18 protein-coding genes are annotated in these 15,516 nt (G+C 72.6%); 16 read left to right on the top strand and 2 right to left on the bottom strand.

The window, feature by feature from the left end:
• Positions 1–274: 274 nt before the first annotated feature.
• Positions 275–1,876: an oxidoreductase gene (locus J7E93_RS36550; protein WP_215074349.1), complete on the bottom strand. Its 1,602-nt coding sequence runs from the start codon at positions 1,874–1,876 to the stop codon at positions 275–277.
• 174 nt (positions 1,877–2,050) lie between these two features.
• Between J7E93_RS36550 and hisD the strand changes: the two genes are divergently transcribed.
• The 10 genes from hisD to J7E93_RS36500 all read left to right on the top strand — a co-directional run bounded on the left by hisD (position 2,051) and on the right by J7E93_RS36500 (position 9,815).
• Positions 2,051–3,373 carry a histidinol dehydrogenase gene (gene hisD / locus J7E93_RS36545; RefSeq protein ID WP_215074348.1) on the top strand — a complete coding sequence of 441 codons (1,323 nt, stop codon included), beginning with the start codon at positions 2,051–2,053 and terminating at the stop codon, positions 3,371–3,373.
• Complete coding sequence (locus J7E93_RS36540; RefSeq protein WP_215074347.1) at positions 3,370–4,500, top strand: histidinol-phosphate transaminase; 1,131 nt, start codon at positions 3,370–3,372, stop codon at positions 4,498–4,500. Before hisD ends, J7E93_RS36540 begins: the two co-directional genes overlap by 4 nt.
• Entirely contained in the window at positions 4,497–5,090 is a 594-nt protein-coding gene (hisB, locus tag J7E93_RS36535; RefSeq protein WP_215074346.1) for an imidazoleglycerol-phosphate dehydratase HisB, read from the top strand. The genes J7E93_RS36540 and hisB overlap by 4 nt, the downstream gene beginning before the upstream one ends.
• A 3-nt stretch (positions 5,091–5,093) precedes the next feature.
• The gene (locus J7E93_RS36530; RefSeq protein ID WP_215074345.1) at positions 5,094–5,261 is read left to right on the top strand and encodes a hypothetical protein; all 168 of its coding nucleotides are present in this window, start codon (positions 5,094–5,096) and stop codon (positions 5,259–5,261) included.
• A complete protein-coding gene (gene hisH, locus J7E93_RS36525) occupies positions 5,258–5,908 on the top strand; it encodes an imidazole glycerol phosphate synthase subunit HisH (protein WP_215074344.1) in 651 nt (216 codons plus the stop codon). The genes J7E93_RS36530 and hisH overlap by 4 nt, the downstream gene beginning before the upstream one ends.
• A gap of 2 nt (positions 5,909–5,910) precedes the next feature.
• Positions 5,911–6,642, top strand: coding sequence for a bifunctional 1-(5-phosphoribosyl)-5-((5-phosphoribosylamino)methylideneamino)imidazole-4-carboxamide isomerase/phosphoribosylanthranilate isomerase PriA (gene priA, locus J7E93_RS36520; RefSeq protein WP_215074343.1), 732 nt, complete (start codon positions 5,911–5,913; stop codon positions 6,640–6,642).
• A complete protein-coding gene (locus J7E93_RS36515) occupies positions 6,639–7,037 on the top strand; it encodes a RidA family protein (RefSeq protein WP_215074342.1) in 399 nt (132 codons plus the stop codon). Before priA ends, J7E93_RS36515 begins: the two co-directional genes overlap by 4 nt.
• On the top strand, positions 7,034–7,789 hold the full coding sequence (gene hisF, locus J7E93_RS36510) for an imidazole glycerol phosphate synthase subunit HisF (RefSeq protein ID WP_215074341.1): 756 nt from the start codon (positions 7,034–7,036) through the stop codon (positions 7,787–7,789). Before J7E93_RS36515 ends, hisF begins: the two co-directional genes overlap by 4 nt.
• Before the next feature lie 110 nt (positions 7,790–7,899).
• Positions 7,900–8,487 carry a transcriptional regulator gene (locus tag J7E93_RS36505; protein WP_215074340.1) on the top strand — a complete coding sequence of 196 codons (588 nt, stop codon included), beginning with the start codon at positions 7,900–7,902 and terminating at the stop codon, positions 8,485–8,487.
• Entirely contained in the window at positions 8,484–9,815 is a 1,332-nt protein-coding gene (locus J7E93_RS36500) for an MFS transporter (RefSeq protein WP_215074339.1), read from the top strand. The genes J7E93_RS36505 and J7E93_RS36500 overlap by 4 nt, the downstream gene beginning before the upstream one ends.
• On the opposite strand, the gene J7E93_RS36495 is transcribed toward J7E93_RS36500, so the two are convergent.
• Complete coding sequence (locus J7E93_RS36495) at positions 9,812–10,447, bottom strand: TIGR03085 family metal-binding protein (RefSeq protein WP_215074338.1); 636 nt, start codon at positions 10,445–10,447, stop codon at positions 9,812–9,814. The two genes, J7E93_RS36500 and J7E93_RS36495, sit on opposite strands and share 4 nt — an antisense overlap.
• 84 nt (positions 10,448–10,531) lie before the next feature.
• On the opposite strand from J7E93_RS36495, the gene hisI reads away from it, so the two are divergent.
• The 6 genes from hisI (at position 10,532) to trpC (ending at position 15,421) form a co-directional block, all read left to right on the top strand.
• Positions 10,532–10,882, top strand: coding sequence for a phosphoribosyl-AMP cyclohydrolase (hisI, locus tag J7E93_RS36490; protein ID WP_215074337.1), 351 nt, complete (start codon positions 10,532–10,534; stop codon positions 10,880–10,882).
• An 11-nt stretch (positions 10,883–10,893) separates the two neighbouring features.
• On the top strand, positions 10,894–12,384 hold the full coding sequence (locus J7E93_RS36485; RefSeq protein WP_215074336.1) for an anthranilate synthase component I: 1,491 nt from the start codon (positions 10,894–10,896) through the stop codon (positions 12,382–12,384).
• Positions 12,385–12,398: 14 nt separating this feature from the next.
• Positions 12,399–13,061, top strand: a complete 663-nt coding sequence (locus J7E93_RS36480; RefSeq protein ID WP_215074335.1) for a TIGR02234 family membrane protein — start codon at positions 12,399–12,401, stop codon at positions 13,059–13,061.
• 161 nt (positions 13,062–13,222) lie between these two features.
• Entirely contained in the window at positions 13,223–13,471 is a 249-nt protein-coding gene (locus tag J7E93_RS36475) for an HGxxPAAW family protein (protein WP_215074351.1), read from the top strand.
• 566 nt (positions 13,472–14,037) lie between these two features.
• Positions 14,038–14,481, top strand: a complete 444-nt coding sequence (locus tag J7E93_RS36470; RefSeq protein ID WP_251067591.1) for a DUF2752 domain-containing protein — start codon at positions 14,038–14,040, stop codon at positions 14,479–14,481.
• A 130-nt stretch (positions 14,482–14,611) separates the two neighbouring features.
• Positions 14,612–15,421 (top strand): indole-3-glycerol phosphate synthase TrpC, encoded by an 810-nt coding sequence (gene trpC, locus J7E93_RS36465; RefSeq protein WP_215074334.1) that lies wholly within the window; start codon positions 14,612–14,614, stop codon positions 15,419–15,421.
• The last annotated feature ends 95 nt before the right edge of the window (positions 15,422–15,516 follow it).

Here is a 15,516-nt window from a genome sequence, read left to right as displayed (position 1 = left end):
GCCGGGGCCAGCCGTCCGTCCGGCGCGTCGAGCAACACGTCGTCGTCCGGCGGCATGGCGGCGGCGAGCCGCGGAGCGTGCCGGGCCGTGCGGGCGGTGCCGATCAGGGCGCGGAGCAATGACATGGTGCGGACCATTCAAAACCGCAGGTGAGGGCGGCGCCAGTGGAGGGCTGTGAAGCTTTGGTAGCGGCGGGATAGTTGTCCTGCACAAGGTCAAGACAGGGTAAAGAAAGCGGTGGGAGGCGGCAGAATGCGCCCCTGCGCCCCGCCCGTCACCCTCGCCGCAGCAGCCTCGACGCCCCCGCCGCCACGGTGGTCGCCAGCACCCATCCCAGGAGAATGAGCACGGTCGCGGCCCACTGCCAGAAGCCCTCCAGACGCCAGTAGCCGTCCTGGCCCAGGTTGATCACCGGGAGCAGCAGATCGAGCGCGTACAGCGTGGCGTTCCACTTCGGGGACTCCTCCGGCTTCAGAGGTATCGGGTCGTAGCGCGAGAACGCCACCGCACCGGCCGCCCACAGCACCGCCATCCACAGCGCCGCCCGGCCCGGCCGGTAGCCGTACGCCACCGTCCAGTCCTGGAGATAGCCCCACAGCTTGCCCGCGATCGGCAGCGTCTCCCGGCGCCGGCGCTGCTTGGCGAGCAGCACCTCCCGCGCGTCGGCGTCCTCCCCGCTGTTGCGCAGCACCGTCGCCAGCCGTTCGTACGGCTCCGGGGCGTACTCCGGCGTGGCCGCCGCGACCCACTCCAGGCGGCGGGCGAGCGGGAAGTGGCCGTACGGCACCAGGTTCTCGTAGACGAAGCCGCCCATCGCCAGCCCGCCGGGACCCGGCCAGCTGGTCGACAGGTCGATCAGCGTCACGATCTTGGCGCCGTTGAGCACCACCCGCCCCTCCTCCGGGCGCTCCCCGTTGAACCGCAGCTCCGGTGTGACGATCCGCCGCAGCGACACCTCCTCGCGGAGCGCCCCGTTCAGCAGGAACCGCGCGTAGTGCAGGTCCACCGCGTCGCCGAACCGCCCGTCGTCGAGCCGCACCCCGCCGTGGCACTCGACCGGCTTGCGCCGCGCCCCGCTCATCGGGGTGTACCCGATGCCGTACGGAGGAGTGGCCGTGGCGTTCCCCGTTCCCTCGTAGACCCACGCCGCGTTCAGATAGAGCGAGCGCTCCACCGTCAGCTGCGGTGCGTTCAGCGCCCGGCGCTGTTGGGCGCCGCGCAGCACGCTGCCGCGCAGACTCAGCGACACCCCGATCTTCGCCCCGCGCAGGCTCAGCTCCCCGTGGGTCTCGATCAGCTCGGCCTGGAGATCCTGCGCCACCACCAGGCCGTCGGCGGTGATGGCCCGGCCCTGCCGGTCCGGCCAGACGCGGATCTGGTTGATCAGCAGGTCCGTGCCGATCTGGGCGTCCGTGAGCCGGATGCCGCGCTCCACCCGGCAGCGCGGCAGATGCAGATCGCCCTGGGTGTGCAGCCGCGCCGCCTCCAGGCGGGGGATCGCGCACTCCACCATCCGAAGCGTCCCGAAGTGCGCCTCCGGCAGCACGATCTCCTGGTCGAAACGGCAGCGGTTCATCTCCACGTACGGCCCTATCGCCCCGCCCGCGAGATTGAGCACCCCCGTGATCCGCACCCCGCGCAGCTTGAGCGCCGCGACCCGGCCGGCCCGCGGCGGCGGCCCGTCGAGCAGCAGCAGCCCCAGCACATCGGCGCGCACACTGCGCTCGTCGCCCCACGGATGCTGCCCGAACGGATCGTCCTGTGCCGCGTCCCCCTCGCTCAGATCGCAGGTCCTGCCGATCCGGAACGCCCGCCACATGATCCGCTCGGGACCCGTGAGGCCCTCCGGCATACCGTCCTCGTGCGGCTCGGTCACTGCCGCCCCCTCGCTTCCCACGAATCCGCTTCCCTGGATTCGTACAGCCGTTCTTCCCGCTGAGTGACGGACTGAACGCTAACGGTCAGCTGTGGCGACAAGACGCCACTGTGGCGCGTATCAGCCAGTGATACGGAGGTCCGGCGCTTGTGGGGCGTCTGAGAGAATTGACCCGTGATCTCTCGTATCGACCTGCGCGGCGACGCCCTCCCCGAGGGTGGCGCACTGCGCGACCTGCTGCCCCGTGCCGAGTTCGACGTGGAAGCCGCCCTGGAGAAGGTGCGGCCCATCTGCGAGGACGTCCATCATCGGGGCGACGCGGCGCTGGTCGAGTACGCGGAGAAGTTCGACGGTGTGACGCTGGAGCACGTCCGCGTGCCGGCCGAGGCGCTCGCCGAGGCCCTGGAGCAGCTCGACCCCGCGGTACGGGCAGCCCTCGACGAATCCATCCGGCGGGCCAGGATCGTCCACCGCGCCCAGCGCCGTTCCTCGCACACCACCCAGGTCGTGCCCGGCGGCACGGTCACCGAGAAGTGGATCCCGGTCCAGCGCGTCGGGCTCTACGCACCCGGCGGCCGCTCCGTCTACCCCTCCTCCGTGATCATGAACGCCGTCCCCGCGCAGGAGGCGGGCGTCGAGTCCATCGCGCTCGCGTCCCCGCCGCAGGCGGAGTTCGGCGGACTGCCGCACCCGACGATCCTGGCCGCCTGCGCGCTGCTCGGCGTCGACGAGGTGTACGCCGTCGGAGGCGCCCAGGCCGTCGCGATGTTCGCGTACGGCACCGAGTCCTGCGCCCCCGCCGACATGGTCACCGGCCCGGGCAACATCTGGGTCGCCGCCGCCAAGCGGTACTTCACCGGCCGCATCGGCATCGACACCGAGGCCGGCCCCACCGAGATCGCGATCCTCGCGGACTCCACGGCCGACCCCGTCCACGTCGCCGCCGACCTCATCAGCCAGGCCGAGCACGACCCGATGGCCGCCGCCGTGCTCGTCACCGACTCCGAGGAGCTGGCCGCGGCCACCGAGGCGGAGCTGAAGACCCAGGTCGCCGCCACCAAGCACATCGAGGACCGGATCGTCCCGGCGCTGGCCGGCAAGCAGTCCGCGATCGTCCTCGTCCGCGACCTGGAGGACGGCCTCAAGGTCGTCGACGCGTACGGCGCCGAGCACCTGGAGATCCAGACCGCCGACGCCGCCGCCCGCGCGGACCGGGTCCGCAACGCCGGCGCGATCTTCGTCGGCCCCTGGGCCCCGGTCTCCCTCGGCGACTACTGCGCCGGCTCCAATCACGTCCTGCCCACCGGCGGCTGCGCCTGCCACTCCTCGGGCCTGTCCGTGCAGTCCTTCCTGCGCGGAGTCCACATCGTGGACTACACCCGCGACGCCCTCGCCGACGTCACCCACCACGTGGTGACCCTCGCCGAGGCGGAGGACCTGCCCGCGCACGGCGCCGCGCTCAAGGCCCGGTTCGGCTGGAAGGTGCCCGGCAAGTGACCTCGTACGACACGGTCGGCATCGACGACCTCCCCATCCGCGACGAGCTGCGCGGCAAGTCCCCGTACGGCGCGCCCCAGCTCGACGTCCCCGTCCAGCTGAACACCAACGAGAACCCCTACCCGCTGCCCGAGCCCCTGGTCCGGCGCATCGCGGAGCGGGTCGCCGAGGCCGCCCGCGGTCTCAACCGCTACCCCGACCGGGACGCGATCGAGCTGCGCACCGAGCTCGCCCGCTACCTCACCCGTACCGGAAAGCACCCGGTCGCCCTCCGGAACGTCTGGGCCGCCAACGGGTCCAACGAGGTCCTCCAGCAGCTGCTGCAGACCTTCGGCGGCCCCGGCCGTACGGCCATGGGCTTCGAACCCTCGTACTCGATGCACGCGCTCATCGCGCGCGGCACCGGCACCGGCTGGATCTCCGGACCGCGCAACGACGACTTCACCATCGACGTCGAGGCGGCCGAGCGGGCCATCGCCGAACACCGCCCCGACGTCGTCTTCATCACCTCGCCCAACAACCCCACCGGGACGGCGGTCGAGGCCGAGACCGTCCTCGCGCTCCACGAGGCCGCCCAGGCCGCCAAGCCGTCGCTGGTGGTGATCGACGAGGCGTACGTCGAGTTCAGCCACCGCGACTCGCTGCTGCCGCTGATCGAGGGCCGGCCGAACCTGGTCGTCTCCCGCACCATGTCCAAGGCCTTCGGCGCGGCCGGGCTCCGCCTCGGCTACCTCGCCGCCCACCCCGCCGTGGTCGACGCCGTACAGCTCGTACGCCTGCCGTACCACCTCTCCGCCGTCACCCAGGCCACCGCGCTCGCCGCCCTGGAGCACACCGATACGCTCCTCGGATACGTCGAGCAGCTCAAGGCCGAGCGGGACCGCCTGGTCAGCGAGCTGCGGGCGATCGGCTACGAGGTCACCGAGTCCGACGCCAACTTCGTCCAGTTCGGCCACTTCGACGGAGCCGAGGGCTCCCATGCGGCCTGGCAGAAGATCCTCGACCGGGGCGTCCTGGTCCGGGACAACGGCGTACCGGGCTGGCTGCGGGTCACCGCCGGCACCCCCGAAGAGAACGACGCGTTCCTCGATGCGGTACGCGCTTTGAAGAAGGAGCAGAGTTCATGAGCCGCGTAGGACGGGTCGAACGCACCACCAAGGAGACCTCCGTCGTCGTCGAGATCGACCTCGACGGCACCGGCAAGGTCGACGTCGCCACCGGGGTCGGCTTCTACGACCACATGCTCGACCAGCTCGGCCGCCACGGTCTGTTCGACCTCACCGTCAAGACCGACGGCGACCTGCACATCGACTCGCACCACACCATCGAGGACACCGCCCTCGCGCTGGGCGCCGCCTTCAAGCAGGCGCTCGGCGACAAGGTCGGCATCTACCGCTTCGGCAACTGCACCGTCCCGCTGGACGAGTCGCTCGCCGAGGTGACCGTCGACCTGTCCGGCCGCCCCTACCTGGTGCACACCGAGCCCGAGAACATGGCGCCGATGATCGGCTCCTACGACACGACGATGACCCGGCACATCTTCGAGTCCTTCGTCGCCCAGGCCCAGATCGCGCTGCACATCCACGTCCCGTACGGGCGCAACGCCCACCACATCGTGGAGTGCCAGTTCAAGGCGCTGGCCCGGGCCCTGCGCTACGCGTCCGAGCGCGACCCGCGCGCGGCCGGCATCCTTCCGTCCACGAAGGGCGCCCTCTAACCCATGACCGGGCTGTCCACCATCCTCATCGTCGTCGGGCTCTTCCTCGCCGGCGGTGTGTACTCCTTCGTCAAGCAGGAGATGCCCAAGGGCCTCATCGTGCTGGTGTCCATCGCCTCCGTGATGTGCCTGGTCGCCGGCGTCCTGCGGATTCAGGGAATCTGGGAATGAGCGCTACCAAGCCGCAGAAGAAGGTCGTCGTCTTCGACTACGGATTCGGCAACGTCCGCTCCGCCGAGCGGGCCCTCGCCCATGTCGGCGCCGACGTCGAGATCACCCGCGACTACGACAGGGCCATGAACGCCGACGGGCTCCTCGTCCCCGGCGTCGGAGCCTTCTCCGCCTGCATGCAGGGCCTCAAGGAGGCGCGCGGCGAGTGGATCGTCGACCGTCGCCTCTCCGGCGGCCGCCCCGTCATGGGCATCTGCGTCGGCATGCAGATCCTCTTCGCCCGGGGCATCGAGCACGGCGTGGAGACCGAGGGCCTGGACGAATGGCCCGGTACGGTCGAGCCGCTGAAGGCCCCGGTCGTGCCCCACATGGGCTGGAACACCGTCGACGCGCCCGAGGACAGCGAGCTGTTCGCGGGCCTCGACGCCGACGCCCGGTTCTACTTCGTGCACTCCTACGCGGTGCGCGAGTGGAGCCTGGAGATCGGCAACCCGAACATCCGCGCCCCCAAGGTCACCTGGGCCACCCACGGCGAGCCGTTCGTCGCCGCCGTCGAGAACGGCGCCCTGTGGGCGACCCAGTTCCACCCCGAGAAGTCCGGCGACGCCGGCGCCCAGCTCCTCACCAACTGGATCGAGACCCTCTGATCATGGCTCAGAAGCTTGAACTCCTCCCCGCCGTCGACGTCCGCGACGGCCAGGCCGTCCGCCTCGTGCACGGCGAGTCCGGTACGGAGACCTCCTACGGCTCCCCGCTGGAGGCGGCCCTCGCCTGGCAGCGCTCCGGCGCCGAGTGGCTGCACCTGGTCGACCTGGACGCCGCCTTCGGCACCGGCGACAACCGTGAGCTGATCGCCGAGGTCGCCAAGGCGATGGACATCAAGGTCGAGCTCTCCGGCGGCATCCGCGACGACGCCTCGCTGGCCGCCGCGCTCGCCACCGGCTGCACCCGGGTCAACCTGGGCACCGCCGCCCTGGAGACCCCCGAGTGGGTCGCCAAGGTCATCGCCGAGCACGGCGACAAGATCGCCGTCGGCCTCGACGTCCGCGGCACCACGCTGCGCGGCCGCGGCTGGACCCGCGACGGCGGCGACCTGTACGAGACGCTGGCCCGCCTCGACTCCGAGGGCTGCGCCCGGTACGTCGTCACCGACATCGCCAAGGACGGCACGCTCCAGGGCCCCAACCTGGAGCTGCTGCGCAACGTGTGCGCCGCCACCGACAAGCCCGTCGTCGCCTCCGGCGGCGTGTCGTCCCTGGACGATCTGCGCGCACTGTCGGGCCTGGTGGCCGAGGGCGTCGAGGGCGCCATCGTCGGAAAGGCGCTGTACGCCAAGGCGTTCACCCTGGAAGAGGCCCTGGAGGCGGTGGCTTCCGTATGACCGACTCCGTACGCAAGGTGGTGACCGGAGCTCCCTGGGAGGAGCAGTTCGGCTACTCCCGCGCGGTGGAGCTCCCGAACGGTCTGGTCCTGGTCTCCGGTTGTACGTCCATCGTCGACGGCCAGATCGCCGGCGGAGGCCCCTACGAGCAGGCGGTCAACGCCTTCAACGTCGCCTTCGCCGCTCTGAAGCAGCTCGGCCTGGGCGCGGAAGACGTCGTACGGACCCGGATGTACATCACGCACGCCCGGGACGTGGACGAGGTCGGCCGCGCCCACAAGGAACTGTTCGACACGGTCCGCCCGGCCGCGTCCATGATCATCGTCTCCGGTTTCGTGGACCCCAGCCTGGTCGTCGAGGTCGAGGTCGAGGCCTATCGGGGTGAGGACGCATGAGTCTCGCCGTACGTGTGATCCCGTGCCTGGACGTGGACAACGGCCGGGTCGTCAAGGGCGTCAACTTCCAGAACCTGCGTGACGCCGGCGATCCGGTCGAGATGGCGAAGCTGTACGACGCCGAGGGCGCCGACGAGCTGACCTTCCTCGACATCACCGCCTCCTCCGGCAACCGGGAGACCACCTACGACGTGGTGCGCCGCACCGCCGAACAGGTCTTCATCCCGCTCACGGTCGGCGGCGGCGTCCGGGCGGCGGAGGACGTCGACAAACTCCTGCGCGCGGGCGCCGACAAGGTCGGCGTGAACACCGCCGCCATCGCCCGGCCCGAGCTGATCCGCGAGATCGCGGAGCGCTTCGGCCGCCAGGTGCTGGTGCTCTCGGTCGACGCGCGCCGCACCGCGTCCGGGTCCTTCGAGGTCACCACCCACGGCGGCCGCAAGGGCACCGGCATCGACGCCGTCGAGTGGGCGCACCGCGCCGCCGAGCTGGGCGCGGGAGAGATCCTGCTCAACTCGATGGACGCGGACGGCACGAAGGACGGCTACGACACCGAGATGATCGCGGCCGTGCGCAAGCACGTGACCGTCCCGGTGATCGCGAGCGGCGGTGCGGGCAAGCTCTCCGACTTCCCGCCGGCCATCGAGGCGGGCGCGGACGCGGTGCTCGCGGCCTCCGTCTTCCACTTCGGCGACCTGCGGATCTCGCAGGTCAAGGACGCGCTGCGGGAGGCGGGCCACCCGGTCCGCTGAACCGTCGCGTGAAGGGTCCCCACCGGGGCCCTTCTCCTTTGCCGAGATACGCAGGATTATTTGCGCAATCTCCGTTGCGCAATTTTTCCTTCACATCTACGGTCGGTGACATGACCTCGTCCACCCCGCGCCGGATCACCGACGCCGGCACCCTGAAGGCCCTCGCGCACCCCCTGCGCATGCGGCTCTACCGCGCCCTCTTCGTGGCCCGCACCGCCACCGCCTCCCAGCTCGCCGACCAGGTCGACGAGGCCGTCTCGCTCGTCAGCTACCACCTGCGCAAGCTCGCCGACCACGGCCTCATCGAAGAGGCCGAGACCCGGTCCGCGGACGGCCGCGAGCGCTGGTGGCGACCCAGCTCCTACGGGTTCAGCGTCCGGGACGAGGACATCCGCGACGCCCCCGAGATGGTCGCCGCGAGCGCCGCCCTCGGCCGTACGATCAACGCGCAGCGCGCCGAACTGCACAGCCGCTTCCTCGACGAGCGCCTGACCTGGTCCGACGAGTGGCGCTCCGCCTCCCTCAGCTCCGAGTGGCTGCCCCGCCTCACCGCCGCCGAACTCACCGCCCTCGGCAAGGAGCTCGAAGCGGTCATCGAGAAGTACGACCGGCGGGCCCGCGCCGCCGAAGAGGCCGGCGACACCGAGGGCCGCGAGAACGTCGCCCTCCACCTCCACGGCTTCCCCTACCGCTCATGACGGCCACCCTGCCCGCCCCGGCGGCCCGCCCCGCCCACCGCGATCCCCACGTCCTGCGCTGGCTCGGCGCCTACACCGCCTCCACCCTCGGCTCCAGCGTCTACCACCTGGCCCTCTCCTGGGCCGCCGTCCGCGACGGCACCCCCGCCGAGGCCGGACTCGTCATGGCCGTCAGCGCCGTGCCGCGCGCCCTGCTCATGCTCGGCGGGGGAGTGGTCGCCGACCGCTTCGGACCCCGCCGGGTCGTCGTCGTCTCCGACACCGTCCGCTGCCTCGTCGTCCTCGGCGTGGCCGCCCTCCTGACCCTGACCACGCCCGCACTGTGGGTCCTCGCCGCCGTCGCCCTCGTCTTCGGCACCGTCGACGCCCTCTTCCTGCCCGCCGTCGGCGCCCTGCCGCCGCGGATCGCCCCACGCGACCAGCTCGCCCGTGTCCAGGGCATGCGCGGCCTCGCCCAGCGGGCCGGCCTCGTCCTCGGCGCCCCGCTCGGCGGCCTCGCCGTCGCGCTCGGCGGGGCGGCCGCCGCGTTCGGGGTGGCCGGGCTCCTTTTCGCCCTCTCCCTGCCCCTGCTCCTCGCACTCCGGATCACCCCGCTGGCCCGCGACACGCCCGCCCGCGAGGGCACCGCCCTGCGCGACTTCCTCGACGGCCTGCGCTACATCCGCCGCCACCGCGTCCTCGGGCCCCTGATGATCGTCGTCGCCCTCAGCGACCTCGGCTTCGTCGGCCCCCTCAATGTCGGCCTCGCGCTCCTCTCCGACGCACGCGGCTGGGGCGCCGCCGGCATCGGCTGGATCCTCGCGGGATTCGGGACCGGCGCCGGAGCAGCCTCGCTGCTGCTGACCGTCAGGGGCCGGATACCCCGCGCCGGGGCCGTCCTCGGCTGGACCATCGCCCTCGGCGCCGTCTCGATCGGCGCCCTCGCGTACGTACCCCTGCTGCCGGTCGCCGTGGCCGTCGCGCTCTCCGTCGGGCTGCTCGCCGGCCTCAGCGGTGCCCTGTGCGGCGCGCTCACCCAGACCGAGTGCGACCCCGCCTACCTCGGCCGCGTGACGGCCGTGTCCAGCTTCTTCAGCCTGGGCGTCGCCCCGCTGAGCTTCCCCCTCACCGGCACCGCGGCGGGCCTGTGGGGACTCGGCCCGGTCTACGTCGCCAGTGCCGCCGTCTGCGCGCTCGGCGGCGTGTACGGACTCTCCGTACGGGCCCTGCGCCGCGCGGAACTGCCCCGCACGGCGCCCCCGGCCCCGTCGGCGCCGGCACCGTCGCCCCCGGCACCTACGTCGGCGCCGGCACCGTCGCCCCCGGCGCCTACGTCGGCGCCGGCCTAGATTCCCAGCTGCTTCGCCTGATGGAGCCGGTCGATCGCGTCCTGCTCCCCGTCCAGCTCCACCTTCGCCGCGTCCTGGCGGCCGAAGACGAACATCGTCAGCTCACCCGGCTCCCCGGAGACGGTCACGACCGGGGTTCCGCGGTGCGCCACCGCCGTCTGGCCGTTCGGGCGGCGCAGGACCAGGCCCACCGGGGCCTTGCGGCCCAGCAGACGGGCGCCCTTCTCCAGACGGGTCCAGAGGGCGTCCGAGAAGACCGGGTCCAGCTCGCGCGGCGACCAGTCGGGCTGGGCCCGGCGGACGTCCTCGGCATGGACGTAGAACTCGACGATGTTCGCCCCCTCGTCCACCTGCTTGATCGTGAACGGCGACATCCGGGGCGGCCCCGTACGGATCAGCTGGATCAGCTCCTCGTACGGCTTCTCCGTGAATTCGGCCTGCACCCGGTCGAGCCGGGCCTTCAGCGCGGGCACCAGCGTCCCCGCCGCCGCGTCGGGCCGGCGCTCACGCACCACCACATGGGCGGCGAGGTCCCGGGTCCGCCAGCCCTCGCAGAGTGTCGGCGCGTCGGGTCCGGCGGCCTCCAACAGGTCGGCGAGCAGAAGGCGTTCACGCTTGGCATGGGTCGACATGTCCGCCAGCGTACGACCGGGGCGACCGGTCCGCCCAGTGGACGCTCCGCCGGACACCCGCCCCGTCCACGGCACAATGGCCGCATGAGCAGCAATCTCGACCCGGACATCGCCGCCCGACTCAAGCGCAGCCCGGACGGTCTCGTCCCGGCCATCGCCCAGCAGTACGACACCGGCGAGGTGCTCATGCTCGGCTGGATGGACGACGAAGCCCTGCACCGCACCCTCACCACAGGCCGCTGCACCTACTGGTCGCGCAGCCGGCAGGAGTACTGGGTCAAGGGCGACACCTCCGGCCACGTCCAGCACGTCAAGTCCGTCGCCCTCGACTGCGACGCCGACACCGTGCTCGTCAAGGTCGACCAGGTCGGCGCCGCCTGCCACACCGGCGCGCGCACCTGCTTCGACGCCGACGTGCTCCCGCTCTCCCAGTAAGGTCAGCCGCCATGGACCTCGAGACCTTCCGCAAGCTGGCGGCCGACCGCCGCGTGATCCCTGTCAGCCGCCGCCTCCTCGCGGACGGCGACACGCCGGTCGGGCTCTACCGCAAGCTCGCCGCCGAACGCCCCGGCACCTTCCTCCTCGAGTCCGCGGAGAACGGCCGTTCGTGGTCCCGCTACTCCTTCATCGGCGTCCGCAGCGACGCCACCCTCACCGTCCGGGACGGTCAGGCCCACTGGCTGGGCACCCCGCCCGTGGGCGTCCCCGTCGACGGCGACCCCCTCCAGGCCCTGCGCGCCACCGTCGAGGCCCTGCACACCCCCAGGGACCTCGCCTCAGGGATGCCCCCGTTCACCGGCGGCATGGTCGGCTACCTCGGCTACGACATCGTCCGCCGGCTGGAGAAGATCGGCGAGCACGGCCGCGACGACCTGCGGATGCCCGAGCTCACCATGCTCCTCACCAGCGACCTCGCCGTCCTCGACCACTGGGACGGCACCGTCCTGCTGATCGCCAACGCGATCAACCACAACGACCTGGAGACCGGTGTCGACGAGGCGTACGCGGACGCCGTCGCCCGCCTCGACGCGATGGAGACCGACCTGGCCCGCCCGGTCGCCACCGCCCCGGCCGCCCTCCCGGTCTCGGAACTGCCGGAGTTCTCCGCCCTGTGGGGCGGCGCCGCCTACCAGGACGCCGTCGAGGACATCAAGGAGCGGATCCGGGCCGGCGAGGCCTTCCAGGTGGTGCCCTCGCAGCGCTTCGAGACGCCGTGCCGGGCCTCCGCGCTCGACGTGTACCGCGTCCTGCGGGCCACCAACCCGTCCCCGTACATGTACCTCTTCCGCTTCGAGAACGGCTTCGACGTCGTCGGTTCGAGCCCCGAGGCCCTGGTCAAGGTCGAGGACGGGCACGCGATGGTCCACCCCATCGCAGGGACCCGGCACCGCGGCGCCACCCCCCAGGAGGACCACGACCTCGCCGAGGAGCTGCTCGCCGACCCCAAGGAGCGCGCCGAGCACCTCATGCTCGTCGACCTCGGCCGCAACGACCTCGGACGGGTCTGCGAACCGGGCTCCGTCGAGGTCGTCGACTTCATGTCGATCGAGCGGTACTCCCACGTCATGCACATCGTCTCGACCGTGACCGGACGGGTCGCCGAGGGAAAGACCGCCTTCGACGTCCTCACCGCCTGCTTCCCCGCCGGCACCCTCTCCGGCGCCCCGAAGCCGCGCGCCATGCAGATCATCGAGGAGCTGGAGCCGTCCCGGCGCGGACTGTACGGCGGGTGCGTCGGCTACCTCGACTTCGCCGGCGACTCCGACACCGCCATCGCGATCCGTACCGCCCTGCTCCGCGACGGCACCGCGTACGTGCAGGCCGGAGCGGGTGTCGTCGCCGACTCCGACCCCGTCGCCGAGGACAACGAATGCCGCAACAAGGCGGCCGCCGTCCTCCGCGCCGTGCACACCGCCAACCGGATGAACGGCGCATGAGGGCATAAGGGATAGTGGGGTACGTGAGTGCTGTTCCCGTACCCCAGCCCCGAGCCGCGCGCGCGGGCGGCGCGGCCACCGCCCCCGGCGGCCGCCGCAGCCTGGCCGCGGCCCTCCTGCTCGGCGCCCTCGGTGCCACCGTCGTGCTGTTGTCCACGGGCCAGGTCTGGGCCGAGGGCACCGCGTCGGTCGGCGGTGGCACCGTGCCCGTCGAGGCCGACGGCGGCACCGTCACCGGCGTACCGACGGCGCTCGCCATAGTCGGCCTCGCCGCGCTCGTCGCCGTCTTCGCCGTCCGCCGCGCCGGTCGCACCCTCGTCTCCGGCCTCCTCGCGCTCAGCGGCGCGGGCGCGGCGCTCGCCGCGTTCCTCGGCGCGTCCGACGCCGGCGCCCTGGACGCGGAGGCCGCCCGCATCACCGGCGACACCGGCGCCTCCGTCGCGGACCTGACCCACACCGCCTGGCCGTACGTCACCGCCGCCGGGGCGCTGCTCATCCTCGCCGCGGGCCTCCTCGCCCTTCGCTTCGGCAGGAGCTGGCCGGCGATGGGCGGGCGTTACGAGCGGTCCGGAGCGCCCCGCCCGGCGCGCAAGGCGTCCTCGGCGGCCGCCGCCGACCGGCCCGAGGACCTGTGGAAGGCCCTGGACCGCGGCGAGGACCCGACGCACGAGGACTGAGCGGGAGCGGACCGAGCCGGAGCGGCGAGCACGACGCGTGATCGTCGCGCCACCCCGATTCATCCTCGCGCGCCCGTGTGCGGGACAATGTGGCTCGAGCGCCTCGCATGCGAGACCTCACCTTCGAGCCACCACCGAGCAACAGCAACGAGGAGCAACTCATGGCGGGCAGCGCCCACGGACACACCCCGGCCGCCTGGACCGGTGTCATCATCTCCTTCATCGGCTTCTGCGTCGCCGGAGTCTTCATGGTGGCGGCCAACGTGGCCGGCTTCTGGGCCGGAATGGCCGTCATCGCCCTCGGCGGTGTCGTCGGCCTCGCGATGAAGGTCGCGGGCCTGGGCATGCCGAAGGAGTCGGAGGTCGTGGCCGCCGCGCGTGAGAAGGCGAGCGCGAAGGCGCGGGCCTGACCCACGACACGCGAGAAGGCGCGGCCCGGCGATGCCGGGCTGCGCCTTCTCGCGTCAGGGGCGAGAATCACCGCGTGGACGCGAAGCCGACGGCTGCCGCCGTGACCGACGATTCAGCCGAACGAGCGGAACGAGCGGAACCAGCCATGCCTGCCGAACGAGCCGAACCAGCCGTGCCTGCCGCACCCGGGAGGCTGGGTGGGCCTGCGGCGTCTGGAGTGCCTGCGCCGGCCGGGGTGCCTGCTGCTTCCGCCGAACCTGCCGCGCCCGCCGAATGGGCCGTGCCAGCCCCGCCCGGGCCGCCTGCCGCACCTGCGGTGCCCGCCTCGTCCGCCGCGCCCGAGGTGACTGCCGCGCCCGGGGTGCCCGGGGTGCCTGCTGGTTCCGCCGAACCTGCCGCGCCCGCCCAACGGGCCGTGTCAGCCCCGCCTGCGGTGCCTGCCGCGCCTGCGGTTCCTGCCTTGTCCGCCGCGCCCGAGGTGCCTGCCCCGCCCGGGGTGCCCGGGGCGCCTGCCGCGCCTGCGGTGCCCGCCGGTGTCGCCGGGGCGGTCTGGTCGCCCGAGGCCCTGGGGGGTGCTCCCGGCTGGGGCGGCGGGCCGGTGCCCCAGCCGCGGGCGCTCGCGCGGCGGCTGGCCGCGCCGCTCGGAACCCTTGCCGGCGTCGCCGCCGCCTTCGCCTACGTCGGCACCGTCGACCCCAACGAACCCGGCCACTACCCGGTCTGCCCGCTCCTGCGCTTCACCGGCATCTACTGCCCCGGCTGCGGCGGACTGCGCAGCGCCCACGCCTTCGTCCACGGCGATCTCGGCACCGCGCTCGGCGCCAACGCCCTGGCCGTCGTCGGCTACGGAGTCTTCGCCGTCCTCATGGCCGTCTGGCTGATTCGCGCCGTCCGAGGCACCCCAATGAGGATCGCGGTCGCCCCGGTCTGGTGGTGGGGCCTGGGGGCCGCGCTGGCCGTCTTCACCCTTGTGCGGAACCTGCCCTTCGGCTCCGCCCTCGTGCCATGAAGTCCCAGCAGGTGGGACGCACGTCCACCGGATGCGGGCCCCGCGCCGTCCTGCGGATACCATCGACATGGCTGAACCTGTTTCATCTTCACCACCGTCACCATCACCGTCCCGGAAGGGGGCCTCTCGCGTGAGTGTGCTCGACGAGATCATCGAAGGCGTGCGCGCCGACCTCGCAGAGCGGCAGGCGCGGGTCTCCCTCGACGAGCTCAAGGAGCGCGCCGCCAAGGCGCCGCAGGCCAAGGACGGCGTCGCCGCACTGCGCGGGGACGGCGTCAAGGTGATCTGCGAGGTCAAGCGCTCCAGCCCGTCCAAGGGCGCGCTCGCCGCGATCGCCGACCCGGCGGGGCTCGCCGCCGACTACGAGGCGGGTGGCGCCGCCGTCATCTCCGTGCTCACCGAGGAGCGCCGCTTCGGCGGCTCGCTCGCCGACCTGGAGGCCGTCCGGGCCCGGGTCGACATCCCGGTCCTGCGCAAGGACTTCATCGTCTCGGCGTACCAGCTGTGGGAGGCCCGGGCGTACGGTGCCGACCTCGCGCTCCTGATCGTCGCCGCGCTGGAGCAGGAGGCCCTGGTCTCCCTCATCGAGCGCGCCGAGTCCATCGGCCTGACGCCGCTGGTCGAGGTCCACGACGAGGACGAGGTCGAGCGCGCGGTCGACGCCGGAGCGCGGGTGATCGGCGTGAACGCGCGGAACCTCAAGACCCTCAAGGTCGACCGCTCCACCTTCGAGCGGGTCGCCCCCGAGATCCCGTCGAGCATCGTCAAGGTCGCCGAGTCCGGCGTCCGCGGCCCGCACGACCTCATCGCGTACGCCAACGCCGGCGCCGACGCGGTCCTGGTCGGCGAGTCGCTCGTGACCGGCCGCGACCCGAAGGCCGCCGTCGCCGACCTGGTCGCCGCAGGCGCCCACCCTGCCCTCCGCCACGGCCGGAGCTGACCCCACCATGACCGCCCGCCGCGCCACGCCGACCCCCCCGGGCTCCGCCCTGGGCGCGGTCGGCATGCCCGCGGCCCTTGCGGCTCCCGCCGCAC

The organism is Streptomyces sp. ISL-36 (assembly GCF_018614205.1).
Classification (GTDB): domain Bacteria; phylum Actinomycetota; class Actinomycetes; order Streptomycetales; family Streptomycetaceae; genus Streptomyces.
The sequence above is the reverse complement of the archived record's forward strand: the minus strand, read 5'-3'. Positions and strand labels throughout refer to the sequence as shown.